This window comes from Mycobacterium sp. 852013-50091_SCH5140682 (genome assembly GCF_001665685.1).
GTDB lineage: Bacteria > Actinomycetota > Actinomycetes > Mycobacteriales > Mycobacteriaceae > Mycobacterium.
In genome coordinates this window covers 46,647-61,150 of the sequence record NZ_LZTB01000044.1, presented here as the reverse complement: position 1 = coordinate 61,150, position 14,504 = coordinate 46,647, and the positions used below count along the sequence as shown (strand labels likewise).

At 67.1% G+C, this 14,504-nt stretch carries 12 protein-coding genes; 5 read left to right on the top strand and 7 right to left on the bottom strand.

Features of this window, described 5'->3' with window-relative positions:
• Positions 1-7 precede the first annotated feature (7 nt).
• The gene (locus A5784_RS14175) at positions 8-2,572 is read left to right on the top strand and encodes a helix-turn-helix transcriptional regulator (protein WP_064945535.1); all 2,565 of its coding nucleotides are present in this window, start codon (positions 8-10) and stop codon (positions 2,570-2,572) included.
• A 3-nt stretch (positions 2,573-2,575) separates the two neighbouring features.
• Here the strand turns inward: A5784_RS14175 and A5784_RS14170 are convergent, their stop codons facing one another.
• Both A5784_RS14170 and A5784_RS14165 read right to left on the bottom strand, forming a co-directional pair.
• Positions 2,576-5,215 carry a LuxR C-terminal-related transcriptional regulator gene (locus A5784_RS14170; protein WP_197514746.1) on the bottom strand — a complete coding sequence of 880 codons (2,640 nt, stop codon included), beginning with the start codon at positions 5,213-5,215 and terminating at the stop codon, positions 2,576-2,578.
• Between the two features lie 97 nt (positions 5,216-5,312).
• On the bottom strand, positions 5,313-5,783 hold the full coding sequence (locus A5784_RS14165; RefSeq protein WP_064945534.1) for a PTS sugar transporter subunit IIA: 471 nt from the start codon (positions 5,781-5,783) through the stop codon (positions 5,313-5,315).
• 123 nt (positions 5,784-5,906) lie between these two features.
• Here A5784_RS14165 and A5784_RS14160 point away from each other — a divergent pair, with 123 nt between their 5' ends.
• Positions 5,907-7,451 (top strand): PTS transporter subunit EIIC, encoded by a 1,545-nt coding sequence (locus tag A5784_RS14160; RefSeq protein WP_064945533.1) that lies wholly within the window; start codon positions 5,907-5,909, stop codon positions 7,449-7,451.
• Positions 7,452-7,456: 5 nt separating this feature from the next.
• Here A5784_RS14160 and A5784_RS14155 read toward each other — a convergent pair whose 3' ends face one another.
• The 3 genes from A5784_RS14155 to A5784_RS14145 form a co-directional block, all read right to left on the bottom strand.
• Positions 7,457-7,822, bottom strand: a complete 366-nt coding sequence (locus A5784_RS14155; RefSeq protein ID WP_064945532.1) for a hypothetical protein — start codon at positions 7,820-7,822, stop codon at positions 7,457-7,459.
• Positions 7,819-8,454 carry a hypothetical protein gene (locus tag A5784_RS14150; protein ID WP_064945531.1) on the bottom strand — a complete coding sequence of 212 codons (636 nt, stop codon included), beginning with the start codon at positions 8,452-8,454 and terminating at the stop codon, positions 7,819-7,821. The genes A5784_RS14155 and A5784_RS14150 overlap by 4 nt, the downstream gene beginning before the upstream one ends.
• 151 nt (positions 8,455-8,605) lie before the next feature.
• Entirely contained in the window at positions 8,606-9,259 is a 654-nt protein-coding gene (locus A5784_RS14145; RefSeq protein WP_064945530.1) for a TetR/AcrR family transcriptional regulator, read from the bottom strand.
• Between the two features lie 93 nt (positions 9,260-9,352).
• On the opposite strand from A5784_RS14145, the gene A5784_RS14140 reads away from it, so the two are divergent.
• The 3 genes from A5784_RS14140 to mhpA are packed head-to-tail and all read left to right on the top strand — an operon-like array spanning position 9,353 to position 13,005.
• Positions 9,353-10,498 (top strand): VOC family protein, encoded by a 1,146-nt coding sequence (locus A5784_RS14140; protein WP_064945529.1) that lies wholly within the window; start codon positions 9,353-9,355, stop codon positions 10,496-10,498.
• Positions 10,495-11,430 carry a fumarylacetoacetate hydrolase family protein gene (locus tag A5784_RS14135; RefSeq protein ID WP_064945528.1) on the top strand — a complete coding sequence of 312 codons (936 nt, stop codon included), beginning with the start codon at positions 10,495-10,497 and terminating at the stop codon, positions 11,428-11,430. Before A5784_RS14140 ends, A5784_RS14135 begins: the two co-directional genes overlap by 4 nt.
• 15 nt (positions 11,431-11,445) lie before the next feature.
• Positions 11,446-13,005 (top strand): bifunctional 3-(3-hydroxy-phenyl)propionate/3-hydroxycinnamic acid hydroxylase MhpA, encoded by a 1,560-nt coding sequence (gene mhpA / locus A5784_RS14130; protein ID WP_082944839.1) that lies wholly within the window; start codon positions 11,446-11,448, stop codon positions 13,003-13,005.
• Here the strand turns inward: mhpA and A5784_RS14125 are convergent.
• A complete protein-coding gene (locus tag A5784_RS14125; protein ID WP_064945526.1) occupies positions 12,950-13,486 on the bottom strand; it encodes an LOG family protein in 537 nt (178 codons plus the stop codon). The two genes, mhpA and A5784_RS14125, sit on opposite strands and share 56 nt — an antisense overlap.
• 9 nt (positions 13,487-13,495) lie before the next feature.
• Positions 13,496-14,476, bottom strand: a complete 981-nt coding sequence (locus A5784_RS14120) for an LmeA family phospholipid-binding protein (RefSeq protein ID WP_197514745.1) — start codon at positions 14,474-14,476, stop codon at positions 13,496-13,498.
• Between the last annotated feature and the right edge of the window lie 28 nt (positions 14,477-14,504).

The following is a 14,504-nucleotide window of genomic DNA, read 5'->3' as shown; positions in this document are numbered from 1 at the left end:
TCCGGATGTGCCGACCGCGTGGCCACTGGTTGATCGTCAGGACGAACTGCGCCTGATCGCGGCCGCGCTGAGCTCCCATGGCGGCGCGGTGCTCACCGGACCCGCCGGGGTCGGCAAATCCCGGTTGGCACACGCCGCTGCGCAGCGACCGCAGGGGCTCGTCCGCTGGATCGCGGCAACGGCCACCGGTCGCTCGATCCCGCTGGGCGCGCTCGCCGGCTACACCGCGCAATGTGGCCTGGATCCGCTGCACCGCGTGCAGGAAGTGATCCAAGCCCTCGTCGATGACGAACCCTCGGTGCTGATCTGTGTTGACGACGCCCACCTGCTCGACGACCAGTCGGCCTTGGTGATCGAGCGGTTCGTCGAGCAGGCAAGGGGCACTGTCGTCATGACGGTCCGCGACGGCGAGCCACTACCGGATTCGGTGGCAGCCCTGTGCGCGCGGTTGCCCCGCATTCCCGTGCCTCCGCTGACCAGCGACGGGGTCAGCGCACTGGTCACCCAAGTCCTCGGCGCTGCACTGGAATCGTCGAGCGCACAACGGTTCTTCAGCTACACCCGCGGCAACGCACTGTATTTGCGGCAGTTGGTCACCGACGAGATCGCGGCGGGCCGGCTGGCGCGACGCTCGGGCGTATGGGTGTGGGACGGGCCGCCTCGACTGTCCGCCTCGCTCGTCGACCTACTCGAAGCGAGCACGGGCAACCAGCCCGACGCGATCATCGAGCTGCTCGACGTGCTCGCCGTCTCCGATCCGGTCGAACTGCCGGTGCTGCTCCGATTCGTCGGCTCCGCGGTGATCGACGACGCGCGCGACCGGGTCTTGATCATCGTCGACGGCGAGCAGGTACGGCTGGCGCATCCGTTGTTCGGGGAGGTCCGCCGCAACCGGGCCGGCACCGCGCGGCTACGCAGTATCCGTGGCCGGGTCGCCGAGTTGATCGGGCAGCTGTGCGCGCCGTCGGCGGTCCAGACTGTGCGACGTGCCGTTCTGCTGATGGATTCCGACACCCAGGGCGATCCCGGGTTCCTGGTGGAAGCGGCGAACGCGGCGCTGCAATTACTCGACCTCGACCTGGCTGCCCGCCTGGCCGAGGCGGCGGTCGCGGCAGGTGGCGGCCGCGCAGCCCAGGCGGCGCTCGCCACGATGTTGGCTTTCGCCGGGCAGGGTGGCGCCGCGGACACGATGTTCGCGGAACTGGCCGACGGCGGTGATGCCGCTGAACGCGCGTCGATCGCCCTGTTGCGAGCTGCCAATCTGTCCTGGGTGCTGGCACGGCCAGGCAGCGCCGAGACCGTGTTGTCGGCGGCGCGCGACGCCGCCGACAGCTGCGGCCTCGGCCCGTCCTATCAGGCGCTGCATGCCTCGTGCCGCATCGCCTTGGGCCACCCCCGGGAAGCAGTGGACATGGCGACGGCTGCGCTGACTGCAGAGAACGTCGATCCCATGGCGGCGATGTTCGGTTACTGGGCCTTGGTCTGCGGTCTCGGCGACCTGGGTCAGGTCGACCGCATGGCCGAAGCGGCAGCAGCTGGGTATGAACTGGCGACAACGGCCCCGCAAGCCTCGCATCTGCGGTTCGGTCTCGGCCTGATGGAGATCGTCGGCTTGCACCGGGCAGGCACCCAGGAGCGCATCACCGGTATCGCCAACCGCCTGCGACAGCAGTCGCTCGACGTCGTGGTGTCGCGTTCGTTCACCGCGGTCATCCTCGGATACGCCGAATTGTGTTGTGGCCGGTTGGAGTCCGCGCAGCGCTGGCTGCGGGAATCGTTGGCCACCGGATCGGTGTTCGATGCGCAGTCGGGTGTCATCCGCGAACTCGCCGGGATGTGGCTGACCATGACATTGGCGATGTGCGGTGATCTGGCGGGCGCCCGGACCACCGACGCCGAGAGGTTCCGCTACTTCGGTGACTACTCGCACATCTGGCGTACGGATATGCTGCTGACCCAGGCATGGCTCGAAGCAGTACATGGATCGCGAAGCCGCGCAATATCTTTCGCGATCGGCGCGGCCAGGACTGCCCGCACCCAGGGCAGGCCGGCGCAGGAACTGTGGTGCCTGCAGACCGCAACCCAGTTCGGCGCAACCGACACGGCAGAACGGCTCGGTCAACTGGCCGCGGTGGTGCAGGGCCCGCGGGCGGCATTGGCACGCGATCACGCCACCGCGCTGCGCCGGGCCGACGGCGCTCGGCTGCTGAGCGCGTCGAACGGCTATGCCGTGATCGGCGATACGGTCGCCGCACTCGACGCCGCGGCGCAAGCCGTACCGCACCTGCACGGCGAGCGGCAGCGCCGCGCGATCGCCACTGCGCACCGGCTCGCCGCGGGCGGGGCCCGCACCCCGGCGTACCGGGCGATGGCCAGTACCGGTGTGCTGACCCCGCGCCAGCGGGAGGTCATCGCCCTTGCGGCGACCGGACTTTCGAACCGCGAGGTTGCCGATCGGCTGGTGATGTCGGTGCGCACGGTGGAAGGGCACCTGTTCCGGGCCTGTCAGCGGCTGGGCGTCAACACCCGCGACGAGCTCATCACCCTGCTCGCCGACGGCACCGCGTCCTGATCCTCAGGTCGCCGGGCGAAACCGGACCAGCCGGGCCAGCTGGTCGCGGTCCTCGATGCCGAGTTTGGCGAACATGCGGTACAGGTGGCCGTCGACGGTGCGCACCGACAAGCACAATCGGTCGGCGATCTGCCGGTTACTCAGCTCGGCTCCCACCAGATTCGCGATCTCCCATTCGCGTTCGGTGAGATGCAGCGGATCGGCTGCACGCCGGGTTGCCGGTGTAGCCAGGCCGCACCGGCTGGCCAGCCAATGTGCCCGGGTCGCGGATTCCAGTTCACTGCCCCGGCGCCCGGCGCGGGCGTGTTCACGCGCGGCGTGGGCGGCCGCGTCGGCGGCCAGCGCCAGTGCGCCGAGCTCTTCGAAACGGCAGGCTGCCTCGTCCAGGCAGCGGCCGTCGTGCTCGCTCACGCCCCGGCTGTGCGCGGCGATCGGCTCGGACAGGGGCGCGTCCAGCTGGGCGGCCAACTGCTGAATCCTGGCGTCCACGGAACGGTCGCCGAGGCGCAGGGCAGTGTGCAGTGCGGTGAGTTCGACCGCGCGCATGCCGCCGCCACGCGCGAGCTGCGCTGCCCGCACGGCGTGCTGCTGGGCTGACGATGTCTCGCCCGTCGCCGCCTGCAACCACGACCGGGCCAACTCGAGTTCGGGGCGGAACACCTCGACCTGAGGCCCGCTGGCCGCTTCGGCCCGCGCCAGGGCCACCGTGGCGGCGTCGATGTTTCCGCGATGCGCCTCGGCCTGCGCCAACCACGAGGCGACCAGCATGACCCAACCGCGCGGCAGGCATTCCGACATCGCCCACACCGAGGTCTGCAACGCGTCGCACGATTCGACGACGCGGCCCCGCGCCAGCTCAAGACGCCCCGCCAACGCGGTCACGATGGCCTCTGCCTGCAGCGCACCCGCCGTCATCGCGGAGTACCGCGTGATGACGCGGTCGACCGCGGTCAAGTCACCGCCGTAGAGACCGGCCAGGGCCTCGGCGAGTGCCAGCGAGTAGCGCTGCGGGCCGGACTCGCAACAATCGGCCGCCCGTTCACCCTGCTGCACCACCGCAGCCACCGCGGCGAAGCGCCCCGACAGCGCCAGCGCCCCCGCGGTGGCCAGCGCAGCCCACACCGTCGCCATCGGCAACATATCCGACGCCAGCGCCTGGGTTCCCGAAGCGATCGCGGCAGGCAGGTCACCGGCGAAGAACGCGAAGCTGACCTCCATCGCGGCGATGAAGCTCAGGGCGGCAGCACTGGTCACACGCGCGCGGACGATGTCGAGAACGGCCCACGCCTGCTCGACATGACCGCAGCCGAAAAAGAGGTTCGCCGCACGCAGGCAGCCCCACCGCACCACAGTCAGCTCATCGCCGGAGTGCGGGTCGAATCGGGCCAGCAGCTCCTCTGCCTCTTGCCCTCTGCCCTGCCAGCTGATGGCGTCGGCAAGCACGATCGCGGCCTGCACACCGGAGCCGTGCTCCAAGGCGAATCGTGCAAGTTGTTCCCCGAGAACCAGATTGGACATGGTGACAGCACTGGCACCGGCATCGACGATGGTTTCGAGATCCGCGGGGGCATCGCTGGCCATCATGAAGCGGGCCAGCTGGATGCGGGTCCGCACGTCGGCAGAGGCTGGTCGGTGCGCTGACAAGTGCCGTGCCAGAAGGGAATTGATCTGACGCGACCGGGTTACCGGGCAGCGTCGTCGAGCCACCTCGCCGACGATCGGATGCGCCGGTTGCACCATGGTGTGCGCCGCATCAGCGATCACCTGGATCGCACCGCGACGTTCTGCGCGAGTCACCGCCTCGGGCGGGCAGATGTCCAGCAGCACGTCCCACTCGAGTGCCTGCGCCGCAGACACCACCTCCACCACGTCGAGCTCGTCTGGTCGCAGCGCATCCAGGCGCGAGGCCACCAGTTCATGGATATCCGGGCTGGGCCGCAGGTGGCCGCGCAACCGCCAGTGGTCCCCGTCGCGGACCAGGGCCCCGTCTGCGCGGGCGGCGTTGAGCACGCCACGCAGATAGAGCGGACTCCCCGACGAGAACCGGTGCAGCTCCCCGACCGCCCGATCGTCGACATCGCCGCCGAGCACCGCGGCGGCCAGCTCAGCGGTCTGCTCACGGGTGAACGGTTCGAGGTCGAGACGGGCCAGCAGCTGCTCCTTCCACAACGCTGTGACCGCGTCCGTCGGCGCTGCACCCGAGCGGATGGTGACGATGAGCGTCGGTTCTCCGTTGACCGCGAGCTGCTGGACCAGCAGAGCTGACAGCGGGTCGAGGTACTGCGCGTCGTCGACGACGATGACCAGGCTGGGGTCGGCCAGGGCCTGCTGCGCGGCGCCGAGCATGACGGCCGGCTCACGTGCGTCGGTGAGGTGCAGAGCATGATGGAACGCCCCGAACGGCACCGCCTGCGCGGTCTCGGTGCCGAGAACGAATCGCGCACACCGCCCCTCGCTCTGCAGCTCCCGCGCAAGGACCCGGGCGAGCGCGGTCTTGCCGACGCCTGCGGGGCCTACGAGAACGACGCCACGCGACCCGTCACGTAGCGCCAGCGAAGCTTCGCTGAGTTCCGTATCCCGTGCGACGAACGGCCAATCCGCCAATGCGTACCCCCAAGGTGCGCCGGTATGCCGGGCCGACATTACGCCCGCGCAAATCTTTGTAGCGGGTAAACATCGACGCCGCATCTCGAATGTTTGCGCAGTTAACCAATTCTGGATTAGCCATGCTGTCGCCGGATTACCTGTTCAGCGTGAAAAGAACAGCTCCCGAAACGATGTCCGAACCTGTCCGAACGGCATCCGACACGGCGATGTTGGCGGCCTCACGCTCGTCCATGATCACAACGGGGACAATGGGATTGAGACCTTTGGCGGCCACCGACGCAGCATCGTAGGTTATGACGACCTGGCCCGCGGCGACGTCATCGCCCTGGTTGAGGTGGACGGTGAAGCCATCGCCGCCCAGAGCCACGGTGTCGATACCGAGATGGACCAGGACCCCGACTTTCTCTTCCGTCAATACGACATACGCATGAGGCATCAGTTTCAGCAACTTCCCGCCGACGGGGGCGATGGCATCGACCACACGGGGTCCGGGGTCAATTGCCGCGCCGTGCCCGACCATTGCAGCCGAGAAGACCGGATCGGGCACATCCCCGAGGGCGACTGCCCGCCCGGCGACGGGGGCCAGCACTGTCGTGGTACTCACGCGTCGATCTCCTTTGTTTGTGGCCGCAACCTTACGAGCGTGCCCTCGGTCTGGTGCCGTCTCGTTTAAGCTTCCGACCAACTCGGCGGCGACCGCATAGGCGACCAGGAGGGCGACGCACCCATGACCGATACCACGAAACCTGGCGGGACACCGGGGAAATCGAGTCCGACAGCGCGCAGTTTCGCCCAGCTGCAACGACTGGGCAAGAGTCTCATGCTGCCCATCGCGGTGCTGCCCGCCGCGGGGATCCTGCTGCGGCTCGGCCAGCCTGACCTGCTGGGCCGCATCGACGCACCGGTGATCGGACCGTTCTTCAAGTCGATGAGCGCGGCGGGCGACGCGCTGTTCAGCAACCTGCCCCTGCTCTTTGCCATCGGTGTGGCGATCGGATTCGCGCGCAAGGCCGACGGATCCACCGCGCTCGCGGCGGCGGTGGGCTATTTGGTGACCTCCGCGGTGTTCAAGACGATGTCGCCGATCGTGCTCGCCGGTCAGGTCGACAAGGCCGGTGAGCAGGCCCAGATCAACTACAGCGTGTTCGCCGGCATCGTCGTCGGCTTGGTCACCGCATGGCTGTTCGACCGGTATCACACCATCGAATTGCCGTCGTATCTTGGCTTTTTCGGCGGCAGACGGTTCGTCCCGATCGCGGTGTCAGTGGCCTGCCTGTTCATCGGCTTCGCCATGAGCTACTTCTATCCGATCTTCGACGCGGGTCTGACCGGCCTCGGCCGGTTCATCGGCGGTTCGGGTGCGTTGGGCGCATTCGTATATGGCTTCGCCAACCGCATGCTCATCCCGGTTGGGTTGCACCACATCCCCAACTCCTACGTCTGGTTCCTCTACGGCGACTATCAGACGCCCGACGGCAAAGTGGTCACCGGTGAGCTGACCCGATTCGCCGCGGGCGACCCCACTGCGGGACACCTCACCGCGGGCTTCTACCCCATCCTGATGTTCGGGCTACCCGCCGCCGCACTGGCCATGATCCATGTCGCGAACAAGAAGCAGCGCAAGGTCGCGGTCGGCATTCTCTCGGCGGCGGCGCTGACGGCATTTCTGACCGGTGTCACCGAGCCGCTGGAATTCGCGTTCATGTTCGTGGCGTTCCCGCTCTACGTCGTGCACGCCGTGCTGACGGGCCTGTCGCTGGCGATCGCCTATCTGCTCGACATACATCTCGGTTTCTCGTTCTCCGCCGGCCTTGTCGATCTACTCCTCTACGGCACGGCACCGGCCGCGAAGAACATTCCGCTGCTCGTCGGCATGGGCCTGGTGTTCTTCGTCGTCTACTACCTGCTGTTCCGGTTCGCGATCACGAAGTGGAACATGCGCACGCCGGGACGCGAACCCGAGGCCGAGTTCGAGGCCGAGCAGGCGGCCAATCTCGGCGACCCGGCCGCCGCCGGTGCGGTCGACACCCTGACTCGCACCGACAGCAAGGCTGAGCAACTGATCGAAGCATTCGGCGGCCGGGAAAACCTCGTCAACGTCGACGCCTGCATCACTCGGTTGCGGATGGACGTCGCCGACAAGACCAAGGTCGATCAGGACCGGCTACGCGCGCTGGGCGCCGCCGGTGTGATCGAGGTGGGCAACAGCGTTCAGGCTGTGTTCGGCACCGATTCCGAGGCACTCAAGAACAGCATCCTCGAGATCCTGTAGCCGACTCAGACTGACAGCAACCGTTGGAAGAAGTCGCGATAGCGCTTCAGGGCCACCCGCAGGTCCTCGGTGGACGCATCTTCGCCACGGGCCCATTGCGCCTCCAGCCGAGAACGAGTGTCGGCAAAACTCGCGTGCAACTCTTCGACGACTTCTGCCACCAGACTGTCCGCCTTTTGCACACATTCCTTCGGGTCGTCGACAAAGGCCGCCTGAACCTCATTCCACCGCGAGCGCAGGCCTGAGAGATGCTCGTCGGCGAACAACAACGTGTTGTCGTCCGTCGGCGCATCTGCGGCAACTGAATCGTCCTCGTAGGCAGGTACGGGCTCGGGCCACCCGGTCTCGGCCTGCTCGTCGTGGGTGGTCATTTTCGCGCCCCTTTCGCCGTGTCCGTACCGGTTTCGCGCTCGGCCGGTGTTTCGTGCGTTTCGTGTGTCGCATCTGCCTCGTGTGTCTCATGGTCCGGCCGCAGCAATTCCTCGAAGAGGGTCCGATAGTGCACGAGCGCCTCGCGCTGCGCCTCGGTGCCGATCTCGCCGTGCTGTTGCGCGAGATGCAGGACGTGCCCTGCCCGATAGTGCTCGACGACCTTGGGGTGATCGACCGAGATGTCGGCCGCTCGCTCCTCGAAATCGTCTATCGGATAACCGCGTTCGCGCAAGACCTCGGTGACGAGGCGATCGGCTTCGCTGACCGACTGCGACGGATTGTCCACGAATCCCGCCTGAGTCTCCTGCCACGCCTGCTCGTATCGCGCCCGCGACTGCGGCGTCAACTCAGTGATGTCCAACTTTTTGTGTTTGCGTTCGCGAGCAAGAAGTTCCTTCTCCGCGGCGCGTTGGCCTCCTGCGGAGTCCACCGCCCGCTCGTATTCCGGCCCGAACTGGTCTTTCAACCTGTCGCTACGCTTCTTCCGCATTATCGATGCGCCCGCGATCAGTGCGAGCACCACGATGATCACGACGACGACCGCGATGGCGATCCAACTCCATGTAGGCATTTCTGACCTCCTGCACGGAGGTGTTACCCGAAGCAGGACTGCACAAACGTCAATTTCTCGGGTGGGACCGTCGCGCGCCGGTAATCGATCCGATTCTGGCCCAGCCGCGTTGAGGCTCAACCGCCTCAGGAACACCAACCGTCCGGCCGTGTCAGGCCACCGAATCGGGGCGCCTCAACGCCGACAGGTCGGGCAGCGGCCGCGTGCAGATATCGTGAGCGTCATCGACGGACATTCCGAACAGTCGCAGCACATCTTCGGTGACGATGTCGGCGGCGTGTGCGTCGTCGCGATCAGGTTGTGCGCGTAGCAGATTCCCCAGGCCGAGCAGCGCCCCTCCGGCGATCGCCAGCGCCAACTCGGGATCGGCCACAGCGAAGCGGCCGGCGGCAACCCCCGCCCTGATATCGCGCAACGCCCGTGGGGCCAGCCCACGGTCTGACCCCAGCAGCGACATCCCGTTGGCGAGCAGCACCTGGCTCTCCTGAGGCCTGCGGCGGAACAGCCGCCCGGTGAGCCGGAAACTGGTCGCGAAGATCTCGGCCGGATCGTCGATGGCGGACGTGAATTCGTCCAGCAGCGCACCGTGATTGTCGAGCACCTCGGTGACTGCCGCCTCGAACAGTTGCTCACGGCTCTCGAAGTGGTTGTAAAACGACCCCATCCCGACATCGGCAGCCTGGGTGATCTCCAGGATCGGCGCGTTCAGCTTGCCCGCCGCAATGAACGTCTGCGCCGCCTCGATCAGCGCCGCGCGGGTGCGCTGCCTGCGCCGCTGAGAGCGGCTCACCGGTTCGTCGGCCATCAAACCAGTGTGCCTCATTTCTGAGGATTTCGTCAGAAACTCTTGACTGAACATGTCGTCGTATGTGACGATTTCGTCAGTCAAGGAGGTTTCATGGCCACTCACCTGCGGAAAAGAGAGCACGATCCGCACGACAACCTGCACAGCGAGCACGGCGCCCGCAGCGGCGAGCACAGCGGACGCGCCAAGAATCCGGTCATCAAGGTCGCCGATCTGGCCTGGCTGGAATTTGAAAAACCCGACCTCACGCGTGCCGAAGCATTCGCCCGGGCGTTCGGTTTCCAGACGGCGCTGCGCACCCCAGACGAGCTCCACCTGCGTGGCACCGACGCCGGTGCGCCGTGCGTACTGGTGCGCCGCGGCGGACGCACGAGTTTCGGCGGCCTCGCACTGCGCGCCGCCGATGAGGTCGACGTGCTGCGCCTGGCCGACAAGACCGGACGCTCGGCCCGGCCACTGCCCGAGACGATCGGCGGTCTCGCCGTCGATCTCGTCGATCCGAGCGGCACGCCGGTGCGCGTAGTGGCCGGTATGCACGAACTCGCCGAACTGCCCACGCAGCCACCCCTGGTTGTGAACGCCGGCCGCGAACACACCCGCGTCAACACCACACAACGGCCCGGGCGGGCGCCCGCGCGGGTCCAACGCCTCGGCCATGTGGTGCTCCAGTCCACCAGCTATCGGCGGACCCTCGACTGGTATCTGGAAACCTTCGGCATGATCGTCAGCGACTTTCAGTTCTACCCCGGCCAGCGCGACCGCGGCCCTGCGATGAGCTTCATCCGGTGCGACCGAGGCGCAACCCCCGCCGACCACCACACCGTCGCACTGGCACTCGGCCCCGCCGATCGCTACGTGCATTCCGCCTACCAGGTCAGCGACCTCGACGCCCTCGCTGCCGGCGGCGAATATCTGCGCGACTGTGGCTATCTGCGCTCGTGGGGTATCGGCCGCCATGTCCAGGGCAGCCAGTTGTTCGACTACTGGCGCGATCCCGACGGATTTCTCGTCGAACACTTCACCGATGGCGACATGTTCGACAACACTGTCGAACCCGGCTGGGCTCCGTTCACCGCTTCGGGGCTGTCGCAGTGGGGACCGCCCGTCAGCAAGGACTTTCTGGGCACCGATCTCAGATCGGCACGCCACGAACTGCGCTCGATGATCGCCGCGTTACGCGCCGACAACGAATTCGACTTCCGACGTCTCGTCGGCCTACTGAAAGTTGCTGCCTCATGACCGTTTCCGTGCTCCGTACCGCCGACGCCTGGTGGGTCAAGACTCCCGACGGCGCGGCGCGCATCCACACCGACGCCACCACCACCGGCGCCTTGTTGGCTGACCGGGCCGCCATCGACGCGGCACGCTCGAGCGAGTCGGTGGCCGTGGACTCCCTCGAGCTGATGTCCCCCGTCACAGCTCCGTGCCGGGTGGTCGCCCAGATGACCAACTTTGAATCGCATGTCCGCGATGCAGGTATGGATCCGGCGACGATTCCACTCACGTTCTTCCGCAAGTCCTCGGCGTCGATCAGCGGGCCGTTCGCCGACATCGTCAAGCCGACGCATGTCCGGTTTCTGGACTACGAGGTGGAGATCGGCCTGGTCATCGGCCGCGACATTCCCGTCGGGACAACGCTTTCCGAAGCCGACCTCCCCGGGGCGATCGCCGGTCTGGTGATCACCGATGACGTGTCTGCGCGCGACATCCAATTGCCCCAGACCCAGTTCTACGAAGCCAAGTCGTACCCGACATTCACCCCGGTCGGACCCGAGCTGGTGCTGCTCGACGCTGACGAACTCAAGCGGTTCGGTGATCTGCGGCTGCGTCTGCAGGTCAACGGCGAACAGCGGCAGAACGCGCTGGTCGAAGGCGACATGCTGTACCGCCCGCTGCAAGCCCTGCAGGCCCTCAGCCGCTTCCAGGATCTGTCGGCGGGCGACCTGATCCTGACCGGTACCCCGGTCGGCACCGCGCTCAGCGCCCCGCCGAAACCGATCGAGATCATCGGCAACCTGCTGCCCCCTGCGGTGAAGTGGAAGGCGTTCTTCAAACGTCAGGCCGCCAACCCGAAATACCTCAAGGACGGTGACGTTGTCGAGGCCACCATCGCCACCGACGACGGCGCCATCGAGCTTGGCACGCAACGCATGCGCGTGCGGTGGCTGTAGCGCACGCGAGCAGCAATGAAACCACCAAGTCACTATCCGGTCGTGGTCATCGGCGCAGGCCCGACCGGGGTCACCGCAGCCACCCTGCTGGCCCAGTACGGCGTCGACGCCCTGGTGCTGGACCGGTGGTCCGAGGTCTACCCACAGCCGCGCGCGGTGCATCTCGACGACGAGATCTACCGCGTCATCGACCGACTCGGCCTGGCCGAGGGATTCGCCGCGATGTCCCGGCCTGCGTTGGGACTGCGGTTGCTCGACGATGACCTGCAGGTCTTGAGCGAGTTCCGTCGCGATCCCGACCGTAGTCCGAACGGATTTCCGCAGGCCAACATGTTCGACCAGCCGGAGTTCGAAACGCTGTTGCGCGACAACCTCTCCCGATACCCGCAGACCCGATTGTGGGGCGGCGCCGAGGTGGTCGACATCGAGCCCGGCACGCCCACGCGCATCAGCATCGCCGAGGGCGCGAAAGTGCACATCCTCACGGCCGACTACGTGCTCGGGTGCGACGGCGCGAACAGCCTGGTGCGCAAGCGAATCGGCGCATCGATGCGTGACCTTCGCTTCGAACAGCGCTGGCTGGTTGTCGACATTGCCACCACCGCTGACCTACACCAGTGGGAGGGTGTCCATCAGGTCTGCAGCACGCGCCGTGCCGGCACCTACATGCGGATCGGCACGTCGCGCTACCGCTGGGAATTCCGGCTGCTCCCCGGCGAATCCGCTTCGGACTTCTCGACGCTGTCCGCGCTGCGCCCGCTCATCGAGCCGTGGACCGCCCACGTCACCGAGGACCAACTGGAACTCGTGCGCATCACCGAATACACCTTCCGCGCACAAGTGGCCGACCGCTGGCGACGCGGCAACATCTTCCTGCTGGGCGATGCGGCCCACCTCACCCCGCCGTTCATCGGCCAGGGCATGGGGGCCGGGCTGCGGGACGCCGTGAACCTGACGTGGAAGCTGGCGGGTGTCCTGCACGGTGATCTCGACGCCGTAGTGCTGGACACCTACGAGCGCGAACGAAAGCCCCATGCCCGCACCATGATCGGGCTGGCCCTCAATGTCGGACGGGCAATGACCGCGGGCGGCCGGCTCGGCAGCCTCGCCCGCCGCGTCGTGGTGCCACGGCTGCATCTCGTCCCAGGCCTGCGCGATAAGGTGCTCGATTCCCGCACCCCGTCGTTGCGGCTGCCCGGGCCGGGAAAACTCGCCGGGCGATTGTGCCCGAACCCGGCCCTGGACAACGGAACCCGTCTCGACACCCGGCTCGGCGACGGATTCTCGGTGGTGAGCCTCCGGGCGTTGACCGATGCCGAGTCTGCGCGCGTTGCCGCGTGCGGTGCCACGGCCTACGTCGACTCTGGTGGGGCCGTTGCCGATTGGCTGCGCCGCGGTGACGCCGTCGCGGCCGTCGTGCGCCCGGACCGCACTGTGGCGTGCTCGGGACGCGACTTAGCGGCCATGCTCGATGCGCTGCCCGCCTTCCACCTGCCACACCCGCGAGTCGCAGGCCGGTCTACCGTGCCAGGGCACGTTCCAGATACGTCAGCGCGTCGTTCGCGTCATCGGTGATGTGCACCAACTCGTCCAGTGGAATCGGCAGGAACCCGTCCTGCTCCATCCGGCGCAGTTGCACCAGCAGACCGTCGTAGAAGCCGGCGGTATTGAGCAGAACCACCGGCTTGTCGTGCCGGCCGTGCTTGCGCAGTTCCAGGATCTCGGTCAGCTCATCCATCGTGCCCAGACCGCCGACCAGGACCACGATGGCGTCGCTGCGGGCCAGTAACGTCGCCTTACGCTCGGCCAGATCACGCGTGAACACCATTTCATCGGCGTCGGCTTTGGCCTTGTGGCGCAGAAAATCCACCGAGATACCCACCAGCCGGCCGCCGCCCGCACGCACGCCGTCGGCCACGACCTTCATCAACCCGGTGTCGGATCCGCCCCACACCAAGGTGTTTCCGCGGGCGCCGACGAGTTCGGCGAAGGCCAGGGCCGGCCCGGTGTACCGCTCGTCCAGGTCGGCGGCGGACAGGAACGCGCAGATGTTCACGTGCGGATCTCAGATGCTCGCGAAGCAGGAATTGGCTTCCCCGTTCGGAATTGACGCGTTCTGGCTGGAGAACTTGCCGACCACGCCGGTGCTGGTCACCTCGACGCTGTCGGCGTGGATCCCCAGCGGGTAGTTGTCGTTGAGCTTCTTGGTGAGGCCGTCGAGGGCCGACTGCACGGCGTCCTTGGAGAACGGGCCGGTCGCGTCGAGCACCTGCAGGTTGAGGTCACCGTTGGTGACGACGGGCTTGGCGGTGATGCTGGTGCCACCCGCGGCTTCGAGGATGAGGGTGCCTGCGGCGGTGTCGGTGTGCACGTCGGTGAGCAGGTCTCCTACGAAGGGCAGGTTGTCGGCCACCGTGTTCTTGATCCCGGCCGAGGTCCAGGACAGCGTGGCGGTGAGCGATCCGATGGTGCCCTTCGAATTGGCGTCACCCTGCAACCGGATGTCGGACAGACTCACGTCGGCCGTCATCCCCTTCGCGGCTTGGACCTGGTTCCCCGCGGTGTCGACGGAGATATTGGTGTAGTGGCCGGTGATGTGCTGCCACAGGAACGGCGGGCTCACCCCGAACGAGATGGTGGCGCCGTCCTGCACGACGCACTGTGTGACATCGGCCAGCAGGGTCCCAGCCCGATGCCGGGCATACAGTTCCGCACCGGCCAGTCCGCCGGCGATCAGCGCGACGACGATGACCGCGATCAGGACGATGACCTGCCAGCGTTTCGGCTTCTTCCGTGGCCGCTCGCCTGCCGCCTGCGGACGCTGGCGGGCGATCTTCTCGGTGGCCGGGGTGTCGGCCGGTGGCCGGTGAGCGCGCAACTGCTCGGTCGGTGGTTCGGGTGGGCCCGGCCGCTGGGGTGGCGGAGAATGTCTCAGCCGCTCGGTCGGCGGCTCGGGTGGCCGCAGCCGCTGGGTAGCCGGGTCGGGCGGTGGTGCTCCCTGACCGCGCCAACCAGGTTGTCCGGGACGTTGCGGCGGTGTCGACACCTCGGCAATTCTGCCCCATCGAGATGGG